The 23290-nt window shown below is 64.9% G+C and carries 22 protein-coding genes, 1 tRNA gene and 1 pseudogene; 17 read left to right on the top strand and 7 right to left on the bottom strand.

The features are described from left to right. Positions 1 to 4: 4 nt before the first annotated feature. The 3 genes from obgE to rplU form a co-directional block, all read right to left on the bottom strand. Positions 5 to 1201 (bottom strand): GTPase ObgE, encoded by a 1197-nt coding sequence (gene obgE, locus CCD76_RS12415; RefSeq protein WP_087719786.1) that lies wholly within the window; start codon positions 1199 to 1201, stop codon positions 5 to 7. Positions 1202 to 1309: 108 nt separating this feature from the next. Continuing rightward, a complete protein-coding gene (gene rpmA, locus CCD76_RS12410) occupies positions 1310 to 1567 on the bottom strand; it encodes a 50S ribosomal protein L27 (RefSeq protein ID WP_071230754.1) in 258 nt (85 codons plus the stop codon). A gap of 32 nt (positions 1568 to 1599) precedes the next feature. Then, on the bottom strand, positions 1600 to 1911 hold the full coding sequence (gene rplU / locus CCD76_RS12405; protein WP_071230753.1) for a 50S ribosomal protein L21: 312 nt from the start codon (positions 1909 to 1911) through the stop codon (positions 1600 to 1602). Positions 1912 to 2205: 294 nt separating this feature from the next. Between rplU and ispB the strand changes: the two genes are divergently transcribed. The 11 genes and pseudogenes from ispB (at position 2206) to crtB (ending at position 11157) form a co-directional block, all read left to right on the top strand. Continuing rightward, a complete protein-coding gene (gene ispB / locus CCD76_RS12400) occupies positions 2206 to 3198 on the top strand; it encodes an octaprenyl diphosphate synthase (protein ID WP_087719785.1) in 993 nt (330 codons plus the stop codon). A 93-nt stretch (positions 3199 to 3291) separates the two neighbouring features. Beyond that, positions 3292 to 3368, top strand: a tRNA-Pro gene (locus tag CCD76_RS12395). A gap of 269 nt (positions 3369 to 3637) precedes the next feature. After that, a complete protein-coding gene (locus CCD76_RS12390; RefSeq protein WP_087719784.1) occupies positions 3638 to 3985 on the top strand; it encodes a hypothetical protein in 348 nt (115 codons plus the stop codon). A 40-nt stretch (positions 3986 to 4025) separates the two neighbouring features. Further along, positions 4026 to 4724: pseudogene (locus CCD76_RS20590) on the top strand (polyprenyl synthetase family protein); the annotation flags it as partial. Between the two features lie 118 nt (positions 4725 to 4842). Further along, positions 4843 to 5178, top strand: a complete 336-nt coding sequence (locus CCD76_RS20195; protein WP_218777026.1) for a polyprenyl synthetase family protein — start codon at positions 4843 to 4845, stop codon at positions 5176 to 5178. Between the two features lie 85 nt (positions 5179 to 5263). Continuing rightward, positions 5264 to 6307 carry a type 2 isopentenyl-diphosphate Delta-isomerase gene (gene fni / locus CCD76_RS12380; protein ID WP_087719783.1) on the top strand — a complete coding sequence of 348 codons (1044 nt, stop codon included), beginning with the start codon at positions 5264 to 5266 and terminating at the stop codon, positions 6305 to 6307. Further along, complete coding sequence (locus CCD76_RS20190) at positions 6304 to 6879, top strand: hypothetical protein (RefSeq protein WP_218777025.1); 576 nt, start codon at positions 6304 to 6306, stop codon at positions 6877 to 6879. Before fni ends, CCD76_RS20190 begins: the two co-directional genes overlap by 4 nt. After that, the gene (locus CCD76_RS20185) at positions 6806 to 7564 is read left to right on the top strand and encodes a glycosyltransferase (RefSeq protein WP_218777024.1); all 759 of its coding nucleotides are present in this window, start codon (positions 6806 to 6808) and stop codon (positions 7562 to 7564) included. The genes CCD76_RS20190 and CCD76_RS20185 overlap by 74 nt, the downstream gene beginning before the upstream one ends. Then, on the top strand, positions 7561 to 8730 hold the full coding sequence (gene crtY / locus CCD76_RS12370) for a lycopene beta-cyclase CrtY (RefSeq protein ID WP_087719782.1): 1170 nt from the start codon (positions 7561 to 7563) through the stop codon (positions 8728 to 8730). The genes CCD76_RS20185 and crtY overlap by 4 nt, the downstream gene beginning before the upstream one ends. Positions 8731 to 8749: 19 nt before the next feature. Then, the gene (locus CCD76_RS12365) at positions 8750 to 10234 is read left to right on the top strand and encodes a phytoene desaturase (RefSeq protein ID WP_087719804.1); all 1485 of its coding nucleotides are present in this window, start codon (positions 8750 to 8752) and stop codon (positions 10232 to 10234) included. Then, on the top strand, positions 10231 to 11157 hold the full coding sequence (gene crtB, locus CCD76_RS12360; RefSeq protein ID WP_087719781.1) for a 15-cis-phytoene synthase CrtB: 927 nt from the start codon (positions 10231 to 10233) through the stop codon (positions 11155 to 11157). The genes CCD76_RS12365 and crtB overlap by 4 nt, the downstream gene beginning before the upstream one ends. Here the strand turns inward: crtB and CCD76_RS12355 are convergent. Both CCD76_RS12355 and CCD76_RS12350 read right to left on the bottom strand, forming a co-directional pair. Beyond that, positions 11096 to 11623 carry a sterol desaturase family protein gene (locus CCD76_RS12355; RefSeq protein ID WP_256961293.1) on the bottom strand — a complete coding sequence of 176 codons (528 nt, stop codon included), beginning with the start codon at positions 11621 to 11623 and terminating at the stop codon, positions 11096 to 11098. The genes crtB and CCD76_RS12355 overlap by 62 nt on opposite strands. A 112-nt stretch (positions 11624 to 11735) precedes the next feature. Continuing rightward, positions 11736 to 11960, bottom strand: coding sequence for a hypothetical protein (locus CCD76_RS12350; RefSeq protein ID WP_087719779.1), 225 nt, complete (start codon positions 11958 to 11960; stop codon positions 11736 to 11738). 186 nt (positions 11961 to 12146) lie between these two features. Between CCD76_RS12350 and rapA the strand changes: the two genes are divergently transcribed. Further along, the gene (gene rapA / locus CCD76_RS12345) at positions 12147 to 15101 is read left to right on the top strand and encodes an RNA polymerase-associated protein RapA (RefSeq protein WP_087719778.1); all 2955 of its coding nucleotides are present in this window, start codon (positions 12147 to 12149) and stop codon (positions 15099 to 15101) included. Positions 15102 to 15149: 48 nt separating this feature from the next. Here the strand turns inward: rapA and CCD76_RS12340 are convergent, their stop codons facing one another. After that, positions 15150 to 16055, bottom strand: a complete 906-nt coding sequence (locus CCD76_RS12340; RefSeq protein ID WP_087719777.1) for a TIGR01777 family oxidoreductase — start codon at positions 16053 to 16055, stop codon at positions 15150 to 15152. Between the two features lie 117 nt (positions 16056 to 16172). Between CCD76_RS12340 and CCD76_RS12335 the strand changes: the two genes are divergently transcribed. From CCD76_RS12335 to phrB, 3 genes are all read left to right on the top strand, one after another. Then, the gene (locus CCD76_RS12335) at positions 16173 to 16568 is read left to right on the top strand and encodes a sirohydrochlorin chelatase (protein ID WP_306298804.1); all 396 of its coding nucleotides are present in this window, start codon (positions 16173 to 16175) and stop codon (positions 16566 to 16568) included. A 320-nt stretch (positions 16569 to 16888) separates the two neighbouring features. Continuing rightward, on the top strand, positions 16889 to 17806 hold the full coding sequence (locus CCD76_RS12330) for a MerR family transcriptional regulator (RefSeq protein ID WP_087719776.1): 918 nt from the start codon (positions 16889 to 16891) through the stop codon (positions 17804 to 17806). Positions 17807 to 17923: 117 nt separating this feature from the next. After that, positions 17924 to 19360, top strand: coding sequence for a deoxyribodipyrimidine photo-lyase (phrB, locus tag CCD76_RS12325; protein WP_087719775.1), 1437 nt, complete (start codon positions 17924 to 17926; stop codon positions 19358 to 19360). 101 nt (positions 19361 to 19461) lie between these two features. Here phrB and CCD76_RS12320 read toward each other — a convergent pair whose 3' ends face one another. Next, on the bottom strand, positions 19462 to 21297 hold the full coding sequence (locus tag CCD76_RS12320) for a putative bifunctional diguanylate cyclase/phosphodiesterase (RefSeq protein WP_087719774.1): 1836 nt from the start codon (positions 21295 to 21297) through the stop codon (positions 19462 to 19464). Between the two features lie 234 nt (positions 21298 to 21531). On the opposite strand from CCD76_RS12320, the gene fabA reads away from it, so the two are divergent. Together fabA and fabB are read left to right on the top strand one after the other, a co-directional pair. Continuing rightward, positions 21532 to 22047: a 3-hydroxyacyl-[acyl-carrier-protein] dehydratase FabA gene (gene fabA, locus CCD76_RS12315; protein WP_071230738.1), complete on the top strand. Its 516-nt coding sequence runs from the start codon at positions 21532 to 21534 to the stop codon at positions 22045 to 22047. A gap of 13 nt (positions 22048 to 22060) precedes the next feature. Further along, a complete protein-coding gene (fabB, locus tag CCD76_RS12310; RefSeq protein ID WP_087719773.1) occupies positions 22061 to 23278 on the top strand; it encodes a beta-ketoacyl-ACP synthase I in 1218 nt (405 codons plus the stop codon). The last annotated feature ends 12 nt before the right edge of the window (positions 23279 to 23290 follow it).

Below are 23290 nucleotides of genomic sequence, written 5' to 3'. Positions count from 1 at the left end.
GCCCTCAACGAACGTATTCCACCTCGACGTCGTGATCGTCGTCATCGTCGTCGTCGAACTCCTCGACGATTTCGCCCCGCTTGACGCGCAGGCGGGTCTGGTGCGCCTCCACCCGCTCCACCGACTCGGTCTCCATGCGACGGCGCATGTCGCGCTCGCGTTCGGCGGCTTCTTCGTCGTCGTTTTCCAACTGACGCTGCTCGGTCAGCCAGCGGTGCGCCGCCTGCACCAATTCGCCGGTGCCGTCGCTGGAGATCGCCGAAATCTGGAAGACCGGCCCCTGCCAGCCGAGCCGGGAGACGATATCCGCCACGCGTGCCTCGCGATCTTCCGTCGGCAACAGATCGAGCTTGTTGATCACCAACCAGCGCGGCAACTCCGCCAGCGTCGGCGAGAACTGCTCCAGCTCCCGAGCGATCGCCTCGACGGCCGCGACAGGGTCGGACTCGTCGAAGGGCGCCGCATCGACCACATGCAACAGCAGCCGCGTGCGGGTCAAATGCTTGAGAAAGCGCAACCCGAGCCCGGCGCCATCGGAGGCCCCCTCGATCAGCCCAGGCACGTCCGCCATCACGAAGTGCTCGTGAGTGCCGATCTTGACCACGCCCAGATTGGGTACCAGCGTGGTGAAGGGGTAGTTAGCGACCTTCGGCTTGGCGGCGGAGACCGCGCGAATCAGCGTCGACTTGCCGGCATTGGGCAGCCCCAGCAGGCCGACGTCGGCCATCACCTTCATCTCCAGGCGCAACTTGCGCCGTTCGCCCTCGGTTCCCGGCGTGGTTCGCCGCGGCGAGCGGTTGGTCGAAGACTTGAAGTGAATGTTACCGAGCCCCCGGCGCCCACCCTGGGCCACCAGCACCACCTGGCCTTCGGCGGTGACATCGGCGATCACCTCGAGGGTGTCCTCATCGATCACCGTCGTTCCCACCGGCACCTTGACGTGCAGGTCGTCGCCGGCCTTGCCGCTCATCTGACGACCCTGACCCTGCTGGCCGCTCTGCGCCTTGTAGAAGCGCTGGAACTTGAAGTCGATCAGGGTGTTCAGCGACTCGTCGCCGATCAGATAGACATTGCCGCCGTGGCCGCCATCGCCACCGTCGGGGCCACCCTTGGGCACGTACTTTTCACGCCGGAAGCTGAGACAGCCGTTGCCGCCTCTGCCAGCTTCGACGGTGATCGAGGTTTCATCGACGAACTGCATGTCACTCTCCCGGCGGCAGGTGCCGCGCGCGTGGATGCTGCAAAATAATACGGCACAAACAAAAAAGCCCCGCCTGGGCGGGGCTTCTCATACAAGGTTCGTGACGTCTCAGGCGGAGACTACACTCACGAACTTGCGGTTTCTCGGGCCTTTCTGCTCGAACTTGATGACACCGTCATTCAGAGCGAACAGCGTATGGTCCTTACCGATACCCACACCGGTTCCCGCATGGAACTTGGTGCCGCGCTGGCGAACGATGATGTTGCCGGCCGTAGCCTTCTGTCCACCGTACAGCTTGACACCCAGGCGTTTGGATTCGGAATCGCGACCGTTACGCGTACTACCGGCGGCCTTCTTATGAGCCATGGCGAATACCTCTTTCTGGGGGAATGTTCCGCTTAAGCGGAGATTCCAGTGATCTTGACTTCAGTGAACCACTGACGGTGGCCCTGACGCTTCATGTGATGCTTGCGACGACGGAACTTGATGATCTGCACCTTATCGCCACGACCGTGCGAGACGATCTCGGCAGACACCTTGGCACCACCGACCAGCGGAGCGCCGACCTTGATGTCGTCGCCGTCGGCAACCAGCAGAACCTGGTCGAATTCCAGGGTTTCACCGGTCGGCACTTCCAGCTTCTCGAGCTTCAGTGTCTGACCTTCCTGCACGCGGTATTGCTTACCGCCACTCTTGATAACAGCGTACATAAGATTCTCCAAACACTCATCGGGGTTGGCGCTCTTTCATCGACCTGCGGCGAGTGGTGCCCCTTCCGGCAACCATCTGACAGGGAGCATGATGAGTTGGGCGGCGGATTATAACGGCTCACGCCATGCCAGGCAACCTTCTTGCGCGCCCGGCCCGCGCGCGTTCCGGCCGGCGGGCAACCGCCGAGCGCCGCGTCGGTTGACGCACCTGAGGGGGCCACCTAGCATACCCCCACACGTCGTCTCCCGGCCGAGAAGCCGAACGACCCCACCCGATTCATTGACAAGCCGACCATGCAATCCAACGCTGCATCCATCCATGCATCGGTGGCTGAGGACTTCGCCGCCGTCAATCGTACGATCCTCGATCAACTGGCGTCGCGAATTCCACTGGTCGAAACCATCGGCCAGTACATCATCGAAAGCGGTGGCAAGCGCCTGCGCCCGCTGCTGGTGCTGCTGGCGGCGCGGTCACTGGGCTACCCCGGAGACGAGAGCGTTCCCGGCGACAAGCACATCACCCTGGCGACGCTGATCGAGTTCATGCACACCTCCACGCTGCTGCATGACGATGTCGTCGATGAATCGAGCCGGCGCCGCGGCAAGGCCACCGCCAACGATACCTGGGGCAACGCCCCTTCGGTACTGGTCGGCGACTTCCTCTACTCGCGCTCGTTCCAGATGATGGTCGAGGTCGGCTCGATGCGGATCATGCAGGTGCTCTCCGGCGCTACCTGCATCATTGCCGAGGGCGAAGTCCAGCAGCTGACCAACATCGGCAACGCCGATATCGAAGAGTCGGACTACTTCGATACCATCCAGGGCAAGACCGCGATGCTGTTCGAAGCAGCCTCCCATAGCGGCGCCATCCTTGCCGGCGCCGATGCCGAGCAGGAACAGGCACTGCAACTCTACGGCCGCTATCTGGGGCTCGCCTTCCAGTTGATCGACGACCTGCTCGATTACCAGGGCGACGCCGAGACCATGGGCAAGAACGTGGGTGACGATCTTGCCGAAGGCAAACCGACGCTGCCGCTGATCCATGCGATGCGCACGGGATCGCCCGAACAGGCCGCGCTGATCCGGAAGGCGATTACCGATGGCGGCCTGGAACGCCTGGACGACGTACTCGCCATCGTGCGTGAAACGGGCGCCCTCGAATATACCCAGCAGCGCGCCGAAGAGATGGCGAGCCTGGCCCGCGCACAGCTTGAAATCCTCGCGCCCAGCCCCTATCGCGACAGCATGGAAACGCTGACGCGAGTGGCCGTCGAGCGCGACGTCTAAAAGGGTGCAAGATCAGGGTTGCACCGCGCCTTCGGATGAGTATAATTCACCCCCGTCGAGCTAGCCTGAATGGCAACGGCCCGGCAATGACATCGGAATATAGCTCAGCTTGGTAGAGCGCTGCCTTCGGGAGGCAGAGGTCGTAGGTTCGAATCCTGCTATTCCGACCAAGAATTTCGAAACGCCCGCTCAGGCCCTGCCTGGCGGGCGTTTTGCATTTCAGGGATCATGACGTGGCGGGGTCTACGTGGCGGCGGCGACTCGTGCCGGTCACCTCCCTGATCAACCGGCCACACCTATGATTAATGGCAGCCAGCCGCGGAATCTCTAGAGTAAAAAGCAACGTTACCGTTTTCGGCCGTCTCCACTCGCCTTGGCAAGCGCTTACCGGAGCGCCCCTCGAAAAGCCTCCCGAGAGCTGCCCTTCAGGAGAACCACCATGTCCCTATGGCTTCGCCTCGCCTCCATCGCGGCACTCTGCTGCGTCTTCGCCGTAGCCGCTCACGCGCAAACGCAGGATGAAGAGACGCCACCGCCGCCGTGGTCGGCGAAGGCCGTGGAAGCTTCCCGGGCGCAATGCCGGGCCAACATCACCGCCAGCGGCATCGAAGGCCCCAAGGTCGAACGCTATTGCGAGTGCGTGACGGAAGCGCTGCAGGCACGCTTCAGCGAAGCCGAGGTGCGCAAGATGCAACGGGAGTACGATCCAGGCGACGAGAACGACAGCCGGCCGCCCGAGCTCGACAAGACGCTCGATCAGTGTTCGGCGGTCCTCCAGTCGCAGTAGGTCCGGCCTGCAACGGCCCCTGCATCCATACACGCCAGGCATGCGTATATGCCAAATGGGCGCCGCTTTCTACCGGAACGGACTACCGGACACGGAGAAGCGACCTTTTCGGCGGCGGCGAGGCGGACTCGGGCAACGTAATGTAGGATTTGTACACGTTCACCGAAACATCGTGTTCGTGCGAGCGTTCGTAGCATTGCCTCACCGTCGGGACAGGGATGTCCGGACCGATACCACTCCGTATCGACGCGCACCGCAACATGGCGACAGCAGGGAAGTGACCATGACCGCTCACACCGCAGAAACGACCCCAGCCCCGCACGAGGAGCTGACGCTGCTCAAGGAGGCGCTGCAGCGGCGTCTCGAACAACTCCTGCCCGCCGGCAGTCAACGCGATCTCGTCAGCGCCGCGATGCGCGAAGGCACGCTGACGCCGGGAAAGCGCACCCGGCCGCTGCTGCTGATGCTCACCGCTCGCGACCTGGGTTGCGACGCGCATCACCCGGGCCTGCTCGACCTGGCCTGCGCGGTGGAGATGATTCATGCCGCCTCGTTGATGCTCGACGACATCCCCTGCATGGACAACGCCATGCTGCGACGCGGCCGGCCGACGATCCACCGCCAGTTCGGCGAGCATGTCGCCATTCTCGCCGCCGTGGCGCTGCTCAGTAACGCCTTCGGCGTCGTGGCCTCGGTCGAGGGGCTTTCGAGCGAATCGCGCAACCAGGCGGTTTCCGAGCTTTCCGCGGCCGTGGGTCTGCAGGGATTGGTTCAAGGCCAGTTCCTCGACCTGCACGAAGGCACCCTTCCCCGCGGGGGAAGACGACATCGTCGCCGCCAACGAACTCAAGACCAGCATGCTCTTCGGCGCCACGCTCCAGTTGGCCGCCATCGCGGCGGATGCCGCCCCCATGGTGCGGCAACGGCTGCGCTGTTTCGCGCAGGATCTGGGCCAGGCGTTCCAGCTGCTCGACGATCTGGCCGACGGTCATGACGATACCGGCAAGGACGCCGGCAAGGATCTCGGCAAATCGACACTCGTGGCGACGCTCGGCGCCGAGGCGGTGCGACAGCGCTTGCGCGACCACCTGCACAACGCCGAAGACCACTTCACCCACGCCTGTGGGCAGCAGGGTTCGACGCGCCGTTTCATGCACGCCTGGTTCGAACGGCAGCTGGCGGATTTCCAATAGTTCCCGTCCCGCTCTCGAACCCCCGCCAGCGCTGTAGAAGATCGGCAATGCCTTACGGCGTATCCATCAGGGCCATGGAGAATTCATGAAGGACGCGGAACTGCTGCAACGCAAGAACGATCATCTGGATATCGTCCTCGACCCGGAGCGGGCCAGATCCCGGACCCGGGCCGGATTCGAGCGCTTTCGCTTCGAACACTGCGCCCTGCCCGAGCTCGACCTCGATCGCATCGACCTCGGCACCACGCTCTTCGGCAAACCGCTGAAAGCCCCGCTGCTGATCAGCTCCATGACCGGCGGCGCCGAACGCGCGCTGATCATCAATCGCCATCTGGCACAGGCGGCGCAGGCCCTGGGCCTGGCGATGGGCGTGGGCTCCCAGCGCATCGCCATCGAGAGCGATGCCAACGTGGGGCTCGACCATAGCCTGCGCGAGATCGCTCCGGACGTTCCGCTGCTGGCCAACCTTGGCGCCGCCCAGCTCAAGGGGCGGCGCGGGTGCGACTATGCTCGCCGTGCAGTGGAGATGATCGACGCCGATGCCTTGATCGTTCACCTCAACCCGCTTCAGGAGGCGGTCCAGAATGGTGGTGATCGGGACTGGCGCGGCGTGCTCGACGCCATCGAGCAGATCGCCGGCGCGCTGGACGTCCCGCTGATCGCCAAGGAGGTCGGCGCCGGGCTGTCCGTCGGCGTGGCTCGACGACTGGTGGATGCCGGCGTGGCGATGCTCGACGTGGCGGGCGCCGGCGGCACCTCCTGGGCGGCGGTCGAGGGCGAACGCGCCACGGAACCGCACCAGCGCGCCGTGGCGATGGCGTTCGCGGACTGGGGCATTCCCACCGCCGAAGCCGTTCGCGACATTCGCCGGGCCCTGCCGACGACGCCGCTGATCGCCTCCGGCGGTATTGCCGATGGCATCGATGCGGCCAAGGCGTTGGCGCTGGGCGCCGATCTCGCTGGCCAGGCGGCCGCGACGCTCGCCGGCGCCACCGACTCCAGCGAGGCCGTCATTCGCCATTTCCGCGTCGTCATCGATCAGCTGCGCATCGCCTGCTTCTGCACCGGCAGCGCCGATCTCGCCGCGCTCAAGCGCGCGCCACTCCTCGACCGGGAGGGGCGGGATTGAGTCACTACGCCGTCATCGCGCCCGCCCTCTACAGCCATTTCCAGGCGCTGCAGGCGCTGGCGGGCGTGTTGATCGATCGCGGCCATCGCGTCACCTTCATCCACCAGCAGGAAGCCCGCACGCTCGTCAGTGATGCTCGCATCGGCTTCGAGCCGGTCGGCTTGCGCACGCATCCCGCCGGCAGCCTGGTACGCAGTCATCATTTGGCCGCGCATCCGACCGGGCTTTCGATACGCCGCCTCATCGCCGACATGGCCGCGACGACCGACATGCTCTGCCGGGAGCTGCCGGACGCGCTCGAACGCCTCGACGTGGACGGCGTCATCGCCGATCAGATGGAAGCAGCCGGCGGCCTCGTCGCCGAGGCGATGGCGCTGCCGTTCGTGTCGGTGGCCTGCGCACTGCCGATCAATCGCGAGCCGGGGCTGCCGCTGCCGGTGATGCCGTTTCGCTACGCCACCGACGAGCGCGCCCGGCGAGGCGATCTACGACCGATTGATGCGCCCCCACGCTCGGGTGATCGCGCATCACGCAAGCACCTTTGGCCTGTCGCATCGCACCGGGCTGCATGAATGTCTGTCGCCACTGGCCCAGATCAGTCAGACACCGGCAACGCTGGACTTCCCCCGCTACCGGCTGCCGACAAACTTCCATGCCGTCGGTCCGCTGCGCCGGACGAAAGGCGATACGGAAACGACACGAGACGCCTGGCCGACCGATCCCGGACGCCCGTTCGTCTTCGCCTCGCTGGGCACGCTACAGGGCCATCGCTACGGCCTGTTCAAAACCATCGCCCGTGCCTGTCGCCGTCTCGATGTTCAGTTGGCGATCGCGCACTGCGGCGGTTTGCCTCCCGCCCGGGCGGAGGCGCTGAAAGCCCACGGCGCCACCTTCGTCACCGATTTTGCCGACCAGCACGCAACGCTGCGCCAGGCCCAGGCAGTGATCACCCATGGCGGTTTGAATACCGTCGTCGATGCGATCGCGACCTCGACCCCGATGCTCGTCATGCCGATCGCCTTCGATCAGCCCGGCGTCGCCGCCAGGCTGGTCTGGCACGGGCTGGGTCAACGGGTTTCCCGCCGGAGCGGCAGCGCCCGCCTGGCGCGAGCGCTCGAGACGCTGCTGGCGGACGACGCCTGCCGCCAGCGCCTCGCCGACGCGGCCATTTTGCTACGGCAGGCCGGCGGCGCCGAGCGGGCGGCCGATATCGTCGAGCTGGCGCTCGGGCCGGCACCGATGAAGGTGGCGTCATGAGCCGGCCATGGGATCTCATTCTGGTAGGCGCCGGGCTGGCCAACGGCCTGATCGCATGGCGGCTGAAGCAGCGCCAGCCGGACCTCGCGATGCTGATGCTGGAAGCAGGCCCGCGCGCCGGCGGCAATCACACCTGGTCGTTTCATGGCTCCGACCTCACGCCAGATCAGCGCGACTGGCTCGCCCCGCTGGTGGCGCACCGCTGGTCCGGCTACGACGTGCGCTTTCCCGGGCTTACGCGAACGCTCCCCGGCGACTATCTCAGCATCACGTCGGAACGCTTCGCCGCGGCCCTGGCGGACACCCTCGGCGACGATCTGCGCACCAATGCCTCGGTCGAGGACGTCTCGCCGTGCAGCGTCACGCTCGCCGACGGTGAACGACTCGAGGCACGCGCCGTGGTCGACGGTCGCGGCTATCGCCCTTCCCCGCATCTGACCATCGGTTTCCAGGCCTTCGTCGGCCAGCAGTGGCGGCTCGCCATGCCGCATGGCCTCGTCAGGCCGACCCTGATGGATGCCACCGTCGACCAGCAGGGCGGCTATCGCTTCGTCTATACGCTGCCGCTATCACCGACCGAATTGCTGATCGAGGACACCTACTACGTCGACAGCGCCGGCCTCGACACCGATCGCGCCCGCACCAATCTTGCCCGCTACGCCGAGGCGCAGGGCTGGCAACGGCAGGCGCTGGTGCGGGAGGAGCAAGGCAGCCTGCCGATCACACTGGCCGGCGACTTCGAGGCGTTCCGGGCACCGCTGGCGAACCAGCCCGCCAGCGGCCTGCGTGCCGGGCTGTTTCATGCCACCACCGGTTATTCGCTGCCGGTGGCCGCGGCGCTGGCGGATCGTATCGCCGAGCGCATGCCGCTCGAGGCACCGGCGCTGTCCGCGCTGATTCATCGCTTCGCCGGCACGCAGTGGCGCGAGCAGCGCTTCTTTCGCATGCTCAACCGCATGCTGTTCCTCGCCGGTCGGCCCGATGAGCGCTTTCGCGTCATGCAGCGTTTCTACGGGCTCGACGCCGGGTTGATCGCGCGCTTCTACGCCGGCCAGTTGAAGCGTGCCGACAAGCTGCGAATTCTCGTCGGCAAACCGCCCGTCCCGGTCGTCGAAGCGGCCCGGGCGGTGCTGAAACGAACGCCGCGCCTGGATGATTTTCGATGAGTCGGCCAAGGGCTTTGCAATGAAGAAAACGATCGTGATCGGCGCCGGCTTCGGCGGCCTGGCGCTTGCCATTCGCCTGCAGGCGGCGGGCATTCCCACGCTGTTGCTGGAGAGCCGCGACAAGCCCGGCGGGCGTGCCTACGTCTACGAAGACGAAGGCTTCACCTTCGATGCCGGCCCCACGGTGATCACCGACCCCAGCGCCATCGAGTCGCTGTTCACGCTCGCCGGCAAATCGCTTTCCGACTACGTGGCGCTGTTGCCTGTCACGCCCTTCTACCGGCTCTGCTGGGAAACGGGCGAAGTGTTCGACTACGACAACGATCAGGCGAAACTGGAAGCGCAGATTCGCCAGCTCAACCCGGGGGACGTGGAAGGCTATCGGCGTTTTCTCGACTATTCCCGCGACGTGTTCCGGGAAGGCTACCTCAAGCTCGGCGCCAAGCCGTTCCTGTCGTTTCGCGACATGCTCAAGGCCGCGCCGCAGCTGACCCGATTGCAGGCGTGGCGCAGCGTCTACGGCATGGTGTCGAGCTTCGTCGAGGACGAGCACCTTCGCCAGGCGTTCTCGTTCCACTCGCTGCTGGTGGGCGGCAATCCGTTCTCGACCTCGTCGATCTACACCCTGATCCATGCTCTCGAGCGCGAATGGGGCGTATGGTTTCCACGCGGCGGCACCGGTGCGCTGGTCAGGCTGTTCGAGGACATCGGCGGCGAGCTCATGCTCGATGCCAGGGTCGAACGGCTGGAGACCGAAGGCGATCGCATCAGCGCAGTCACGCTCGCGGATGGCCGTCGGCTCGAGGCGCGTGCGGTGGCCTCCAATGCCGATGTCGTCCACACCTACGAGACGTTGCTCGGCCATCACCCACGCGGCGCGAAGGCCACCGCGAGCCTCAAGCGCAAGCGGATGAGCAATTCACTGTTCGTTCTCTATTTCGGACTCGATCACAACCACACCCAGCTGGCGCACCACACGGTCTGCTTCGGGCCGCGCTATCGCGAGCTGATCGACGAGATATTCAACAAGGACGCGCTGGCCGAGGACTTCTCGCTCTATCTGCATGCGCCCTGCGTCACCGACCCGTCGCTCGCCCCGCCGGGCTGCGGCGCCTACTACGTGCTGGCGCCGGTCCCGCACCTGGGCACCGCCGATCTCGACTGGGAAATCGAAGGCCCTCGGCTGCGCGAGCGGATCTTCGATTATCTGGAAGCGAACTACATGCCGGGCCTGCGCAGTCAGCTGGTGACGCATCGCCACATTACCCCGTTCGATTTCCGCGATACGCTGAATGCCTATCAGGGCTCGGCGTTCTCGGTCGAGCCGATCCTGACCCAGAGCGCCTGGTTCCGGCCTCACAATCGCGACAGCCGAATCGACAATCTCTACCTGGTCGGCGCGGGCACGCATCCTGGCGCGGGGATTCCCGGCGTCATCGGCTCCGCCCAGGCGACGGCCGGGCTGATGATCGAGGATCTGGGCAAGCGAGAGGCGTCAACATGAGCGAGGCGCTGCTCGACCACGCGACCCGCACCATGGCGGTGGGCTCGAAGAGCTTCGCTACCGCTTCGAAACTCTTCGAGCCGCGCACGCGGCGATCCGCGCTGATGCTCTACGCCTGGTGCCGTCACTGCGATGACGTGATCGACGGTCAAACGCTGGGCTTCGAGACGGACGCGGTGAGCCAGGACACGCCGGAGGCGCGACTCGAGCGGCTGCGGGAGTCGACTCGGCTCGCCTACGCCGGCGAGTCCATATCGGACCCGGCCTTTGCCGCGTTTCAGGAAGTCGCGCTGACCCACGAGATTCCCCAGTCGCAGGCGTTCGATCATCTGGAGGGCTACGCCATGGACGTGCGCGGCGAGACCTATCCGCATCTGTCGGACACGCTGCGCTACTGCTATCACGTCGCGGGCGTGGTGGGGCTGATGATGGCGCGCGTCATGGGCGTGCGAGGCGAAGCCGTGCTGGACCGCGCCTGCGACCTGGGCCTCGCCTTCCAGCTCACCAACATCGCCAGGGATATCGTCGACGACGCCCGGATCGGCCGCTGCTATCTGCCGCTGGCCTGGCTCGACGAAGTCGGCATACCGCTCGATGAGCTCACGGCGTTGCGCCATCGCGAACGGCTCGCCGTGCTCGCCGGCCGGCTGGTGGCCGTGGCCGAGCCCTACTACGACTCGGCGCGGGACGGCCTGCCTGCTCTGCCGCTGCGCTCGGCCTGGGCCATCGCCACGGCGCGGGGCGTCTATCGGCGGATCGGCGTCAAGGTTGCCTGCGCCGGAGAACACGCCTGGGATCGACGTCAGGGCACCGGCAAGGGAGAGAAGATCGGGTTGCTGTTGGCGGGAGCCGGTCAGGCGCTCAACGCTCGCGGGCGACGACCCGATCCTCGGCCCGCGCATCTCTGGCAGCGTCCTCGCTAACGGACGACAGCTGACGGCGACGCAGCTCGGCCTTCAGCTTGTCCGTCGGCGGTGCATAGAGAAAGCCGAAGGAGAGGCCGCGCTCGCGTTCCTTGACGGCATGATGAAGGCGGTGAGCCTGGTAGAGGCGCTGGAGATAGCCGCGCCGCGGAATGTAGCGAAACGGCCAGCGCTTGTGCACCAGCCCGTCGTGAACGATGAAGTAGAGCATCCCGTAGGCGGTCATGCCGGCACCGATCCACTGCAGCGGCCAGACGCCCTGGGTACCCAGTGCGATGAGCACGATGGCGATGGCGGCGAAGACCACGGCGTAGAGATCGTTCAGCTCGAATCGGTTCTGGTGCGGCTCGTGATGCGAGCGATGCCAGCCCCAGCCAAAGCCGTGCATGACGTAGCGATGGATCAGCGCCGACGCGATCTCCATGCCCGCAACGGTCAATATCAGGATCAGGCTGTTCAGTAGCACGGGCACGCTCCGGGCGCAGGGATAAGGCCAAGCTTAATGCATCCAGGCACGGATGCCATGGGCAGAGCCGGATCGATGGCGGTCGGGACTCGACCGGGATTGACCGGCGGCGTCAATCGTCGTCTTCGCGCTTGCGGCGCTGCTTTCGGTTACGCCGATAACGTCGCACCAGCGCTAGCCAGGCCGCGGTCACCAGCATCAACGCCAGCGTCACGCCCTGCCAGGGTCTGGCACCGTCTCCCATCACCGTCTCCAGCGTGATGATCAGAACGAATCCGATCGCCTGGCTGGCGATCGCGATCCGACGCAGACCGTCTCTTGGCCCTGCCCCCGCCATAACCTCTCCTCGTAAGGTGATTCGCGCCCGTATCCGAGTCCGCGACGCCCGGACCCACGCCGAGGCAGTGTAACGCCAATGCCGGGACACGCCGAACCGTTCAGTGCTTAAGGCCGCACGCGGTTTACGCTAGAATGCGTCGCCCATTCGATCCGTTCCCCGCAGCGTACACACGACCGAGGCACCATGAGCGATTTCTCTCCCGGCCAGCGTTGGATCAGCGACGGCGAAACCGAGCTTGGGCTCGGCACCATTCTCACCGTCGATGCACGCAGCGTCACCGTGCTGTTCACCGCCAGTCAGGAAACCCGTACCTACAGCGCCCGTCAGGCACCGCTGACCCGCGTGGTGTTCGGCCCCGGTGATCGCATCGATACCGCCGACGGCAACCAGCTGACCGTCGAGCGTATCGAAGAACGCGATGGCTGCGTGATCTACCACGGCCAGACCGATGACGGTGAATCCGTGTCGCTCAGCGAAGCCAAGCTCTCCGACAACATGCGCTTTCATCAGGCCCAGGATCGCCTGCTGACCGGCCAGGTCGACCGCAACGACTGGTTCCAGTTGCGCTATCGCTCGCTGCATCACCACCAGCGCATCGCCCGTAGCCCCGCACTGGGCCTGGCCGGGCCGCGCATCGATCTGATTCCGCACCAGCTCTATATCGCCGACGAAGTCTCCCGGCGCCATGCCCCGCGCGTTCTGCTGGCCGACGAAGTCGGCCTGGGCAAGACCATCGAGGCCGGGCTGATCCTGCATCGCCTGCTGCTGACCGGGCGCGCCAGCCGGGCGCTGATTCTGGTGCCAGCCAGCCTGACCCACCAATGGCTGATCGAATTGCTGCGCCGTTTCTCGCTCTCGGTCACGCTGCTGGACGAAGCCCAGAGCGAAGCGTTCGACGAGGACAACCCCTTCGACAGCGGCCAGTGCATCCTGGCCAGCCAGGAGTGGCTGTTCGCCAACCCGCATCGTCAGCGTCAGGCCGAGAGCGCCGAGTGGGATCTGCTAATCGTCGACGAGGCGCACCATCTCGACTGGACGCCACAGGCAGAAGGCCCGGGTTATGCCTGCGTCGAGCGCCTGTCGAAGCATATCGCCGGTCTTCTGCTGCTGACCGCGACACCGGAGCAGATGGGCCTGGAGAGCCACTTCGCCCGGCTGCGTCTGCTCGATCCCGACCGCTATCACGATCTCGAACGCTTTCGGGAAGAAGAAGCCGGCTATACCGCCGTGGCCGAAGCGATCGAAGCACTCGAGCGGCTGCCGGGCGATGCCGCCGACCGCGACCGTCTTGGCGCCATCATCGATGACGGCGACAGCCGCGCGCTGCTCGACACCCTGCTGGACGCCGAAAGCGACGAGGCCCAGCGCGACAGCGCCCGCCGCCAGCTGCGCGAACAGTTGCTGGATCGCCACGGCACCGGCCGGGTCATGTTTCGCAACAGCCGCCGTCATGTCGGCGGCTTTCCCGAACGTCACCTGCACGTCGCCTCGCTGGCGATGCCGGCGGCCTACCAAGACCAGTTCGAGGAACTCAGACAGGGCAACGATCACTTCGCCGCCCGCTTGACCGCAGCGGACCTGAGCACGCACGACGCCCGGCTCTATCCCGAGGCCGCCTATCGCGCCCTGCACGATGCCGCGATCCAGCATGACACGCCCTGGTGGCGTCTCGATCCCCGCGTCGAGTGGCTGCTCGGCCAGCTCGAGACACTGGGCAACCAGCAGAAGGTGCTGGTGATTGCCCACTGGCGTCAGACTGCCGTGGACCTGGCCGAGGCGCTGCGCGTGCGCGCCGGTATCCAGGCGCCGGTCTTCCACGAAGAGATGAGCCTGGTCGAGCGCGACCGCGCCGCCGCCGCCTTTGCCGATGACGATGACGGCTGTCAGGTGCTGATCTGCTCCGAAATCGGCTCCGAGGGGCGCAACTTCCAATTCTGCCACCATCTGGTCATGTTCGATCTGCCCTGGCACCCCGACCTGCTCGAGCAGCGTATCGGGCGACTCGACCGTATCGGCCAGCTGCATCCGATCGATATTCACGTGCCGGTGATCGAGAAAAGCCCCACCGCCACGCTGCTGCGCTGGTATCACGACGGCCTCGCCGCGTTCGAGGCGCCGCACGCGGCGGGCGGTGACGTCCTCGAGGCTTTCGGCGATGCGCTGCGTGAAAGTCTCGATGACGACGGCCTCGACGAAAGCAGCGGCCTGGACTCGCTGATCGCAGAGACCCGCACCTTCAACGATGCTCGCCTGGCCGAGCGCGAAGCGGGCCGCAATCGCCTGCTGGAGTGGAATGCCTGCCGCCCCGAGCGGGCGGATGCCGTGATCAGCGCAATCGTGGAGCAGGACAACGACAGCGCCCTGCCCCGCTATGTCGACCAGGCGCTGGACATCTTCGGCGTCGATAGCCGGGATCTCGGTAACGGCCAGATGCATCTCACGCCCGGCTCGCACATGATCGACAGCCTGCCGGGGCTGGCCCAGGGCGATGAGGGGTTCACCGTGACCTACTCGCGCACTCAGGCACTGGCGCGCGACGACATCCAGCGTCTCTCCTGGGAGCATCCGCTGGTGACCACGGTGATGGAGCGCATTCTCGACTCCAGCCTGGGCAACACCGCCCTCGCGCTGCTCAAGCATCCCAACATTCCCGGCGGACGGCTGATGCTGGAACTGATCTTCCGCACGCACTGCCCGGCACCCAAGCGGCTGCAACTGGGCCGCTTCCTGCCGGATACCGGCATTCGGGTGCTGCTCGACGAGAGCGGCGCCAACCTGTCGGACAAGGTCACCTTCAGCGGGCTCTCCCGCAACCTGCAGCGAGTCAAGAAAGGCGTCGCGCGAGAGCTGCTGAAATCCCGGCACGACGCGTTGCGCGAGCTGCTGAAGAAGGGCGAGCAGGAGGCCCAGCGCGAATTACCGTCGCTGGTCGAACGCGCCCAGCAGGAGATGCGGGAAACCCTCGACCTGGAGCTGTCGCGCCTCAAGGCCCTTGCCCAGCACAACGGCGCCATCCGCGACGACGAGCTGCAGGCCCTGAAAGACGAACGCCACGCCCTCGATAACGCCATCGAAGGCGCGTCGCTGCGCCTCGACGCGGTACGCGTGATCGTCACCGTCGACAAGGACGCACGCTAGTTCGCCAGCGCATCGAGGATCCGCGTCCGCGGCAAGCCGCGGACGCGCTCAATGGGACACGATTGCCGCCAAGGCGTCGTCCAGAGTCGGATAGCGAAAGGTGAAGCCGGCCTCCTGAAAGCGCTTGGGACGCATGCAGGCACCGGTCAGGAGCAGGCGAGACATCTCCCCCAGTCCGAGTTTCAGCAGCGGCGCGGGCACGAACAGCGCCGCCGGCCGATGCAGGTGACGCCCCAGCGCCCTGGTGAACTCGGCATTGGTCACCGGTTGCGGCGCGGAGCCGTTGAACGGGCCGCTGAGCGAGGTCTTCTCGAGCAGAAACTCGATCATGCCGACCAGATCCTCCCGATGAATCCACGGCATGTACTGGCGCCCGTCTCCCAGGCGACCGCCCAGCCCCAGCTTGAACGCCGGCATCATCTTGGCCAGGGTGCCGCCGCCAGCATCCAGCACCAGCCCGGTACGCAGACAGGCCACTCTTACCCCGAAGGCTTCGGCCTTGAGCGCCTCCGCCTCCCAGGCCTGACACAGGCGATGGGCGAATTCGTCGTGGGGTGGCGTCTCCTCGGTCACTTCGCGATCGCCCTGATCGCCGTAGTAACCCATGGCCGAACCGGAGACGAGTACTTCCGGCGGTTGGTCCCGCCGCGCCAGCTCCTCGCATAGCGCGACGACGTCGCGTGTCGCGTGGCGGCGCGATTCGACCAGCCGGGTCTTCTGCGGGTCGCTCCAGCGCCGGTCGGCAATCGGTTCCCCGGCCAGATTGACGATGGCCTCTGGTAGAGACGATGCAAAATCCATGGCATCGTCACCGATGCGCACGCTCTGCGGCAACTGCCGGCGAGCCCGTTCCGGGTCGCGAGAGATCACCATGACGTCGTGGCCGGCCGCCAGAGCCCGCTCGACCAGTCGACGTCCGACGAATCCCGTACCGCCCGTGATCAATAGACGCATGATGGATGCTCCAAGTTATACGGATATTGTACAATACGTTGAGTCTGGCCATCCGACGGCGAGCCGTCCCAGCGCGTACTTTTCATGGTCGCGTGACAACTCGACTTCGCCCCCGGCATTCAACCCCTTTTCAGGGAGCAGCATGACACAGTCCGCCATGATTCTGCTGGCCCACGGTTCCAGCGGTGCTCGCTGGCTTGCCCGTTCGAAACGCTGGAGCAGAACCTGCAGCCTAGCGTCGGCAAGCCCGTTGTTCTCGCTTTCACGGAGTTGAGCGAGCCTTCACTCGAGCCCCGGGTGGCCGAACTGGCAGCGCAAGGCATCTCGCGACTAGAGATCCTGCCGCTGTTCTTCGCGGCGGGCCGGCACCTGCGGGAAGACGTTCCCGGCCAGCTCGAGGAGATCGCTCGGCAACATCCGGTTTCGCTGCATCTGCTGGATCCGGTCGGCCAGCACTCGGCTTTCGTCGACGCCCACGCCAGTATCGTCGAATCGCAGGCGCAGGATCTGTAAAACCTGTCTACGTCTTACATGAATATTGTACAAACCACTTGAAACGTACAATATCTTCACCCATCCTTGAGGTATCGAGACGGTAGTATCCGTCTCGTCACGACTCGTCGAAGTCATCGCTTTCTAGCGATCGTTGCCGAACTGAGGTGACGTCGACAAGGCATCAGGGCACTATTCGCAGGTTACACTGGTGTGGACCGCGCCAGATGCCACAACCGATGCCCTGACACTTTCGAAGCCGTAGTGATGACTCGCAACATTGACATGAACCACCCTATTCGACGAGACGGCGCACGCAGAGACCTCGCAGGAGGACTTGCATGACTTACAAGGCAATGGATTCCAGTGCCGCGCCGCTCTACCCGATTCGTGAAGTATCGCGACTCACTGGAGTCAACTCCGTCACACTGCGCGCCTGGGAGCGCCGCTACGGTCTGATCCGCCCCCAGCGCACGCCAAAAGGTCATCGGCTCTACGGCCGTGACGATATCGAGCGCGTCGAGCGCATTCTGCAGTGGCTCAACCGCGGCGTTCCGGTCAGCCAGGTGCGGGAGCTTCTGGATCAGCCGGAGGCGGCCGAGACGCCAGCGCCGCAGATGGGAGACTGGGCCAGCCAGCGTCAGCATCTGATCCACGCCGTGGAGTCTCTCGACTCGGCCCGGCTGGAAGTACTGTTCAACCAGAGCCTGTCGCTGTATCCGGTCAGCCTGTGTATCGCGGAACTCTGGCAGCCCGTCATCTCGCAGCTGGAAGAGCGCTGGGGCGACCAGTTCGGCGCCACGCTCCAACGCCGGGTGCTGGAGACTTTCCTGCGCACGCGGATCGGCACCCGGATCTACCACGCCAACCAGTTGAGCAATGCGGGTGAAATACTGGTCGCACGCTTGCCCGACGACAGCAGCGGATTTTGGGCACTGCTGATGGGCTTGGCCGCGTCCGCCGCGGGCTATCGCGTCCAGTTGATCGATGGCGATCTTCCGCTGAGCGAGTTTCCGCTGGCCGTCGAGCGTCTCGGCGCCAAAGCGCTGCTGCTCGCCAGCAGTCACGCCGAACGCAGCGACATCATTCGACGCCAGTTGCCGCGGCTTGCCGAACAGTCCCAGGCACCGGTATGCCTGGTCGGACCCGTCGCTCGTATCCGGGCCAGCGATTTCGAGAACACCTCGGTCGCCGTGCTGGGAGAGGACATGAGCCAAGCGCTGAGCCGAATGCGGGCGACGATCGAAGCCGGCAGTTGAACCGGCCACAGGCATGGACGCACGGCGCGAGCGTCAGGCTCGCCGTGACAGCGCAACAGGGTGAATAGCCCGCGACGCAGGGACGCGTCGCTCAGTCATCGGTAACAGGGACGTGCTATGTCGCCCACGCAACTCGTCTGGTTTCGCAACGACCTGAGAACGCTCGACCACTCCGCGTTGAGCGCAGCCGCCCGCAAGGGCCCGGTGATCGGCATCTATCTCGCCTGTCGTCACCAGTGGCGCCGCCATGACCATGGTGCCAACAAGATCTCGTTTCTGCATCGTGGCGTCATCGCGCTGCAGAAAGCGCTGGCTGAACTCGATATCCCGCTGCTCTACCGTGACATCGAGGACTTCGGCGCGGCGCCCAAGGCACTGCTGGAGGCGGCCAGGCGTTATGAGGCGCAAGCGCTTCATTTCAATCGCGAGTATCCGCTGGATGAGCGGGAGCGTGACGCCAGGGTCTCCGAGGCGTTCGCCCACGAGGGGCTCGCAGTCCATGCCTACACCGACGCCATTGCCTTCGAGCCGGGCGAATTGTTGACGGGTCAGGGCGAGTACTACAAGGTCTTCACCCCGTTCGCCAAAGCCTGGCATCAGCGCGTCGGCGCAGACCAGCTGGCGTTGCGTGAGACACCTCCACGCCAGGCCAGGCTGGAGATTTCCAGCGACCCGATTCCCGAGCTACCTGAGCGGGACCGCTCCGCCGTGGTCTTCTCCGGCTCCGCCAGCGCAGAGGATTCGTCCTGGCCGGCAGGTCAGGAAGCCGCCGCCGACCGGCTGTCCCGCTTCCTGCAGCGGCGGGCGCGCCGTTACAAGGATGATCGCGACTTCCCGGCCATCGCCGGCACCAGCGAACTATCCGCCTACCTTTCGGCCGGGATGATTTCCCACAGACAGTGCCTGCAGGCCGTGATGGCCAACAACGGCGGCCATCTCGGCGATGGCGACGCCGGCCTGACGAGCTGGACCAACGAGCTGATCTGGCGCGAGTTCTACCAGCACATCGCCGTCGGTTTTCCCCGCGTCTGTCGCCATCGCCCGTTCAAGCTCGAAACCGACCGGTTGAGCTGGCGCCACAGCGACAAGGATTTCGAGGCGTGGTGCGAAGGACGCACCGGATTCCCGCTCGTCGACGCCGCCATGCGCCAGCTGGTCGCGACCGGCTGGATGCACAACCGGCTACGCATGGTGACGGCCATGTTCCTCAGCAAGCATCTGCTGCTCGACTGGCGCCGCGGCGAAGCCTTCTTCATGCAGCAACTGGTGGATGGCGATTTCGCCTCGAACAATGGCGGCTGGCAGTGGGCAGCCTCGACCGGCACCGATGCCGCCCCCTACTTCCGGATATTCAACCCGACCACCCAGTCCCGGCGTTTCGATCCGGATGCCGAATTCATCGCCCGCTGGCTGCCGGAGCTCGCCGGCCTGCCGGCCAAATCCCGCCATCAGCCCAACGCGGAGCAGCGCCGTCAAACGGGCTATCCGCCAGCGATCGTCGATCATGAGCGCGCCAGAGAGCGGGCCCTGGAGGCATTCAAGAATCTGGGTTGATGCTGACCCGACTCATGTCCGCACGGCTTCACCATGCCGTCAGCGCATTGCCGAAGTAGGCAAGGCATGCACGCTTTCGCGGCACGGCGCGAGCGGTGGCTTCAGGTCTGGGCGCTTTCCACCGCCTCGCGCAGCCGGCTTTCCACCTCGTCGGCCGGCTGGGGGCGAGCATAGAGGTAACCCTGTACGTGGCGGCAGCCTCTGGCCAGCAGGAAGTCCCGCTGCTCGGCGGTTTCCACGCCTTCAGCGATCACATCCATGTGCAATCCCTGCGCCATTGCCAGTACCGCCGAAGTGATCGCGGCGTCGGCATGATCGTGGGGCAACGCCCGGATAAACTCCCGGTCCAGCTTCAGCTTGTCGATTGGTAGACGCTTGAGATACGCCATCGACGAATAGCCCGTCCCGAAATCGTCGATCGCGATCTGCAGACCTTGCTGCCGCAGCGCTTCCAGTCGTGACGAGATATCGCCGGCACGCTCGTCGATCAAGACCGATTCGGTCAATTCCAGACCGAGCAGTTGGGCCGGCACCCGATACTGCGCCAGTGTCGAGATCAGGTGGGATTCCAGGTCGCCCTGGATCAGTTGCAGCGCCGAAAGATTGACCCAGATGGGCACCACTTCCAGCCCCAGCCCTCGCCAGGTCGCCAGCTGCGCCACGGCCTGGTCGATGACCCAGCCTCCCAGCGCCGGCATCAGGCCATAGCGTTCCGCCAGCGGAATGAACTCGCTCGGCAGGATCAGGCCATGCTCGGGGTGATGCCAGCGCAGCAACGCTTCCATCCCCACCATTTTGCCATCGTCCAGCCGGTGCTGAGTCTGGTAATGGATTTCCAGCTGCGATCCATGGGCCAGTGCCTGGCGTAGTTCGTTGAGAATGGTCAGATGGCGGTCGGTTTCGACCTCCAGGGAAGGGCGAAAGCGTCGATCATGATTGCTGCCGTGGCGTTTGGCGCTGTAAAGCGCGGATTCGAGCCGCTGGAACAGCACGTTGGGGTCGGTGCCATCTTCCGGCGCCCGGCAGCTGCCGATGGTCAACCCCAGTCGCAACGAGCTTTCGTCGATCTCGAAGGGCTCGCTCAAGTGCTGACGCAGGCTGCTCACCCATTTTTCGTGATCGTCGAACGTGGTGGTGCGAATGACCATGAATTCGTCGCCGCCCAGCCGCCCGACGATACCGCCGGCGACCTGGGCAGCCAGCCGTTGGCCGAAGCGTGACAGCAGGCGGTCTCCATTCTCGACGCCCAGGTTGTCGTTGATCGCCTTGAAGGCATCGATATCGATCAGTGCCAGGTCCAGCCCTTCTCCGGCGCGCAGGTGCTGCAGGCGAGACGCCAGCAGATCGTGCAAGCGTCGCCGATTGGGCAAACCGGTCAGTGGATCCTCGAACCCGATACGACTCAGATCCTGCTCTCGTGCCTTGTGCCGGCTGATATCGGTGAACAGCCCCACATAATGGGAAACCCGGCCCTTGTGATCCTGAAAGGCCTGAACCCGCAGCCATTCAGGATACTGGTCGCCGTACTTGCGCTGGTTCCAGACCTCGCCCTCCCAGCGGCCGGTGCTTTTCAGCGTTTTCCAGTAGAGGTCGTAGAACGCCTTGTCGTGACGCCCCGACGACAGTACGGAGGGATCATGGCCCCGGATTTCCTCCAGCGTGTAGCCGGTGATCTGAGTGAATGCGGGATTGACGGCCACGATACGATTGGCAGTATTGGTAATGATCACGCCATCCTGTGAAAGCTCGAGAGCGTGCTCGCTGAGGCGGCGACGTTGATGTTCGAGCCGGATCTGGCGCCAGCCATCGAGCATGCCGATGATCACCACCGCCAGCGCTGCCAGCCTCAGCCCCAGTATGGGCAGCACGCTGGCGGCAGCCAGAGCCGCCAGGGCCAACCAGACCAGCGGTCGATTCAGCGTAAAGAAAGGCCACATAGATTGTCGTTTGTCGTCGTCATCGTTTGACTGGCGGCTATTGCAGAGCCTCCCATTTCCGTCCGCATCATGCCCCGGGGGCATTCGCCAGGGCAAGCTTCACTCCGATCATTGCGCCATAGGTAGCACAAGACTAGGCTTTGGCTGGCGTGCAATCAGCGCGCGCAGCCATTAGACTGGCCGCGCCTTGCAGACGACGAGGCAAACTCTATTTTCGATTCTCGGAACGATCCAGTGACCAGACAGCACTCTTTCAGCCAAGACGATCTGCTGAAATGCAGCCGGGGGGAACTGTTCGGCCCCGGTAACGCCCAACTGCCCGCTCCCAACATGCTGATGCTCGACCGCATCACGCAGATCAACGAGGAAGGCGGCAAATACCAGAAGGGCGAAATCATCGCCGAGCTGGATATCCATCCGGACCTGTGGTTCTTCCAGTGTCATTTTCCTGGTGACCCGGTGATGCCCGGCTGCCTCGGCCTGGATGCCATGTGGCAGCTGGTCGGCTTCCACCTCGGCTGGCTGGGCAACCCCGGTCGTGGTCGCGCCCTGGGTTGCGGCGACGTCAAGTTCTCCGGACAGATCCTGCCGAGCGCGGGCCAGGTTACGTACCATATCGAGATCAAGCGTGTGATCACCCGGCGCCTGGTGCTGGGCATCGCCGATGGCACGCTGTCGGTCGACGGTCAGGCCATCTACGAGGCCAAGGACTTGCGTGTCGGCCTGTTCACCAATACTGAGAAATTCTGAGCGGGAGGCTTCCATGAAACGAGTGGTAGTCACCGGCCTGGGCATCGTTTCCTGCCTGGGCAACGACGCCCAACAGGTGCTCGACTCTCTGCGCCAGGGGCGCTCCGGCATTCGCTTCAAGCCGGAATATGCCGAACTTGGCTTTCGCAGCCAGGTTGCCGGTGTCGTCGATATCGACATCGAATCTCTGGTCGATCGCAAGCAATTGCGCTTCATGGGCGATGCAGCCGCCTACGCCTATATCGCCATGCAGCAGGCGGTCGACGATGCCGGGCTCGAGGCCAGCGACATCTCCAACCCGCGTACCGGCCTGATCGCAGGCTCCGGCGGTGCCTCCAGCGCCAATCAGGTCGAAGCCGCCGACGTGATGCGGGAAAAAGGCCTGCGCCGTGTCGGCCCGTACCGCGTGACCCGCACCATGGGCAGCACGGTTTCGGCCTGCCTGTCGACGCCGTTCAAGATCAAGGGCGTCAACTACTCGATCTCCTCTGCCTGCGCCACCTCGGCCCACTGCATCGGTAGTGCCGTGGAACAGATCCAGATGGGCAAGCAGGACGTGGTCTTCGCCGGTGGCGGCGAGGAAGAGCACTGGACGCTGTCCTGTCTGTTCGACGCCATGGGCGCGCTGACCACCCATTACAACGACACGCCGGAGAAGGCTTCGCGCCCCTACGACGTGGATCGTGACGGCTTCATCATCGCCGGTGGTGGCGGCATGCTGGTGATCGAAGAGCTCGAACACGCCAAGGCTCGCGGCGCCAAGATCTACGCCGAGATCACGGGCTACGGCGCGACGTCCGACGGGCACGACATGGTCGCCCCTTCCGGCGAAGGCGCGGCACGCTGCATGCGCCAGGCGCTCGCAGGACTGGAAGGCAAGGTCGACTACATCAATACCCACGGCACCTCGACGCCGGTGGGCGACGTGGCCGAACTCAAGGCCATCCGTGAGGTATTCGGCGATACCACGCCGGCAATGAGCTCGACCAAGTCGCTGACAGGTCACTCGCTGGGCGCGACCGGCGTGCAGGAAGCGATCTACGCGCTGCTGATGATGCAGAACCGGTTCATCTGCGCGTCGGCCAACATCGATACGCTCGACGAGCAGGCCAACGGTTTCGACATCGTTCGCCAGCGTCGCGACGATGTCGACGTCAAGCGCGTGCTGTCCAACAGCTTCGGCTTCGGTGGCACCAACGCCTGTCTGGTACTGGATCGCTTCGAAAGCTGATCGTCTGGCTTC

Origin of the sequence: Salinicola salarius (genome assembly GCF_002179555.1) — a bacterium.
GTDB classification, from domain to species: domain Bacteria; phylum Pseudomonadota; class Gammaproteobacteria; order Pseudomonadales; family Halomonadaceae; genus Salinicola; species Salinicola salarius_A.
Note: the sequence above shows the minus strand (reverse complement) of the source record. Positions and strands in the feature narration are given on the sequence as shown.

What these genes read in the sequence shown, in the direction of transcription:
- obgE (WP_087719786.1), bottom strand. Translation starts at nt 1,201, where the DNA reads ATGCAGTTCGTCGATGAAACCTCGATCACCGTCGAAGCTGGCAGAGGC.
- rpmA (WP_071230754.1), bottom strand. Translation starts at nt 1,567, where the DNA reads ATGGCTCATAAGAAGGCCGCCGGTAGTACGCGTAACGGTCGCGATTCC.
- rplU (WP_071230753.1), bottom strand. Translation starts at nt 1,911, where the DNA reads ATGTACGCTGTTATCAAGAGTGGCGGTAAGCAATACCGCGTGCAGGAA.
- ispB (WP_087719785.1), top strand. Translation starts at nt 2,206, where the DNA reads ATGCAATCCAACGCTGCATCCATCCATGCATCGGTGGCTGAGGACTTC.
- CCD76_RS12390 (WP_087719784.1), top strand. Translation starts at nt 3,638, where the DNA reads ATGTCCCTATGGCTTCGCCTCGCCTCCATCGCGGCACTCTGCTGCGTC.
- CCD76_RS20195 (WP_218777026.1), top strand. Translation starts at nt 4,843, where the DNA reads ATGCTCTTCGGCGCCACGCTCCAGTTGGCCGCCATCGCGGCGGATGCC.
- fni (WP_087719783.1), top strand. Translation starts at nt 5,264, where the DNA reads ATGAAGGACGCGGAACTGCTGCAACGCAAGAACGATCATCTGGATATC.
- CCD76_RS20185 (WP_218777024.1), top strand. Translation starts at nt 6,806, where the DNA reads ATGCGCCCCCACGCTCGGGTGATCGCGCATCACGCAAGCACCTTTGGC.
- crtY (WP_087719782.1), top strand. Translation starts at nt 7,561, where the DNA reads ATGAGCCGGCCATGGGATCTCATTCTGGTAGGCGCCGGGCTGGCCAAC.
- CCD76_RS12365 (WP_087719804.1), top strand. Translation starts at nt 8,750, where the DNA reads ATGAAGAAAACGATCGTGATCGGCGCCGGCTTCGGCGGCCTGGCGCTT.
- crtB (WP_087719781.1), top strand. Translation starts at nt 10,231, where the DNA reads ATGAGCGAGGCGCTGCTCGACCACGCGACCCGCACCATGGCGGTGGGC.
- CCD76_RS12350 (WP_087719779.1), bottom strand. Translation starts at nt 11,960, where the DNA reads ATGGCGGGGGCAGGGCCAAGAGACGGTCTGCGTCGGATCGCGATCGCC.
- rapA (WP_087719778.1), top strand. Translation starts at nt 12,147, where the DNA reads ATGAGCGATTTCTCTCCCGGCCAGCGTTGGATCAGCGACGGCGAAACC.
- CCD76_RS12340 (WP_087719777.1), bottom strand. Translation starts at nt 16,055, where the DNA reads ATGCGTCTATTGATCACGGGCGGTACGGGATTCGTCGGACGTCGACTG.
- CCD76_RS12330 (WP_087719776.1), top strand. Translation starts at nt 16,889, where the DNA reads ATGACTTACAAGGCAATGGATTCCAGTGCCGCGCCGCTCTACCCGATT.
- phrB (WP_087719775.1), top strand. Translation starts at nt 17,924, where the DNA reads ATGTCGCCCACGCAACTCGTCTGGTTTCGCAACGACCTGAGAACGCTC.
- CCD76_RS12320 (WP_087719774.1), bottom strand. Translation starts at nt 21,297, where the DNA reads ATGTGGCCTTTCTTTACGCTGAATCGACCGCTGGTCTGGTTGGCCCTG.
- fabB (WP_087719773.1), top strand. Translation starts at nt 22,061, where the DNA reads ATGAAACGAGTGGTAGTCACCGGCCTGGGCATCGTTTCCTGCCTGGGC.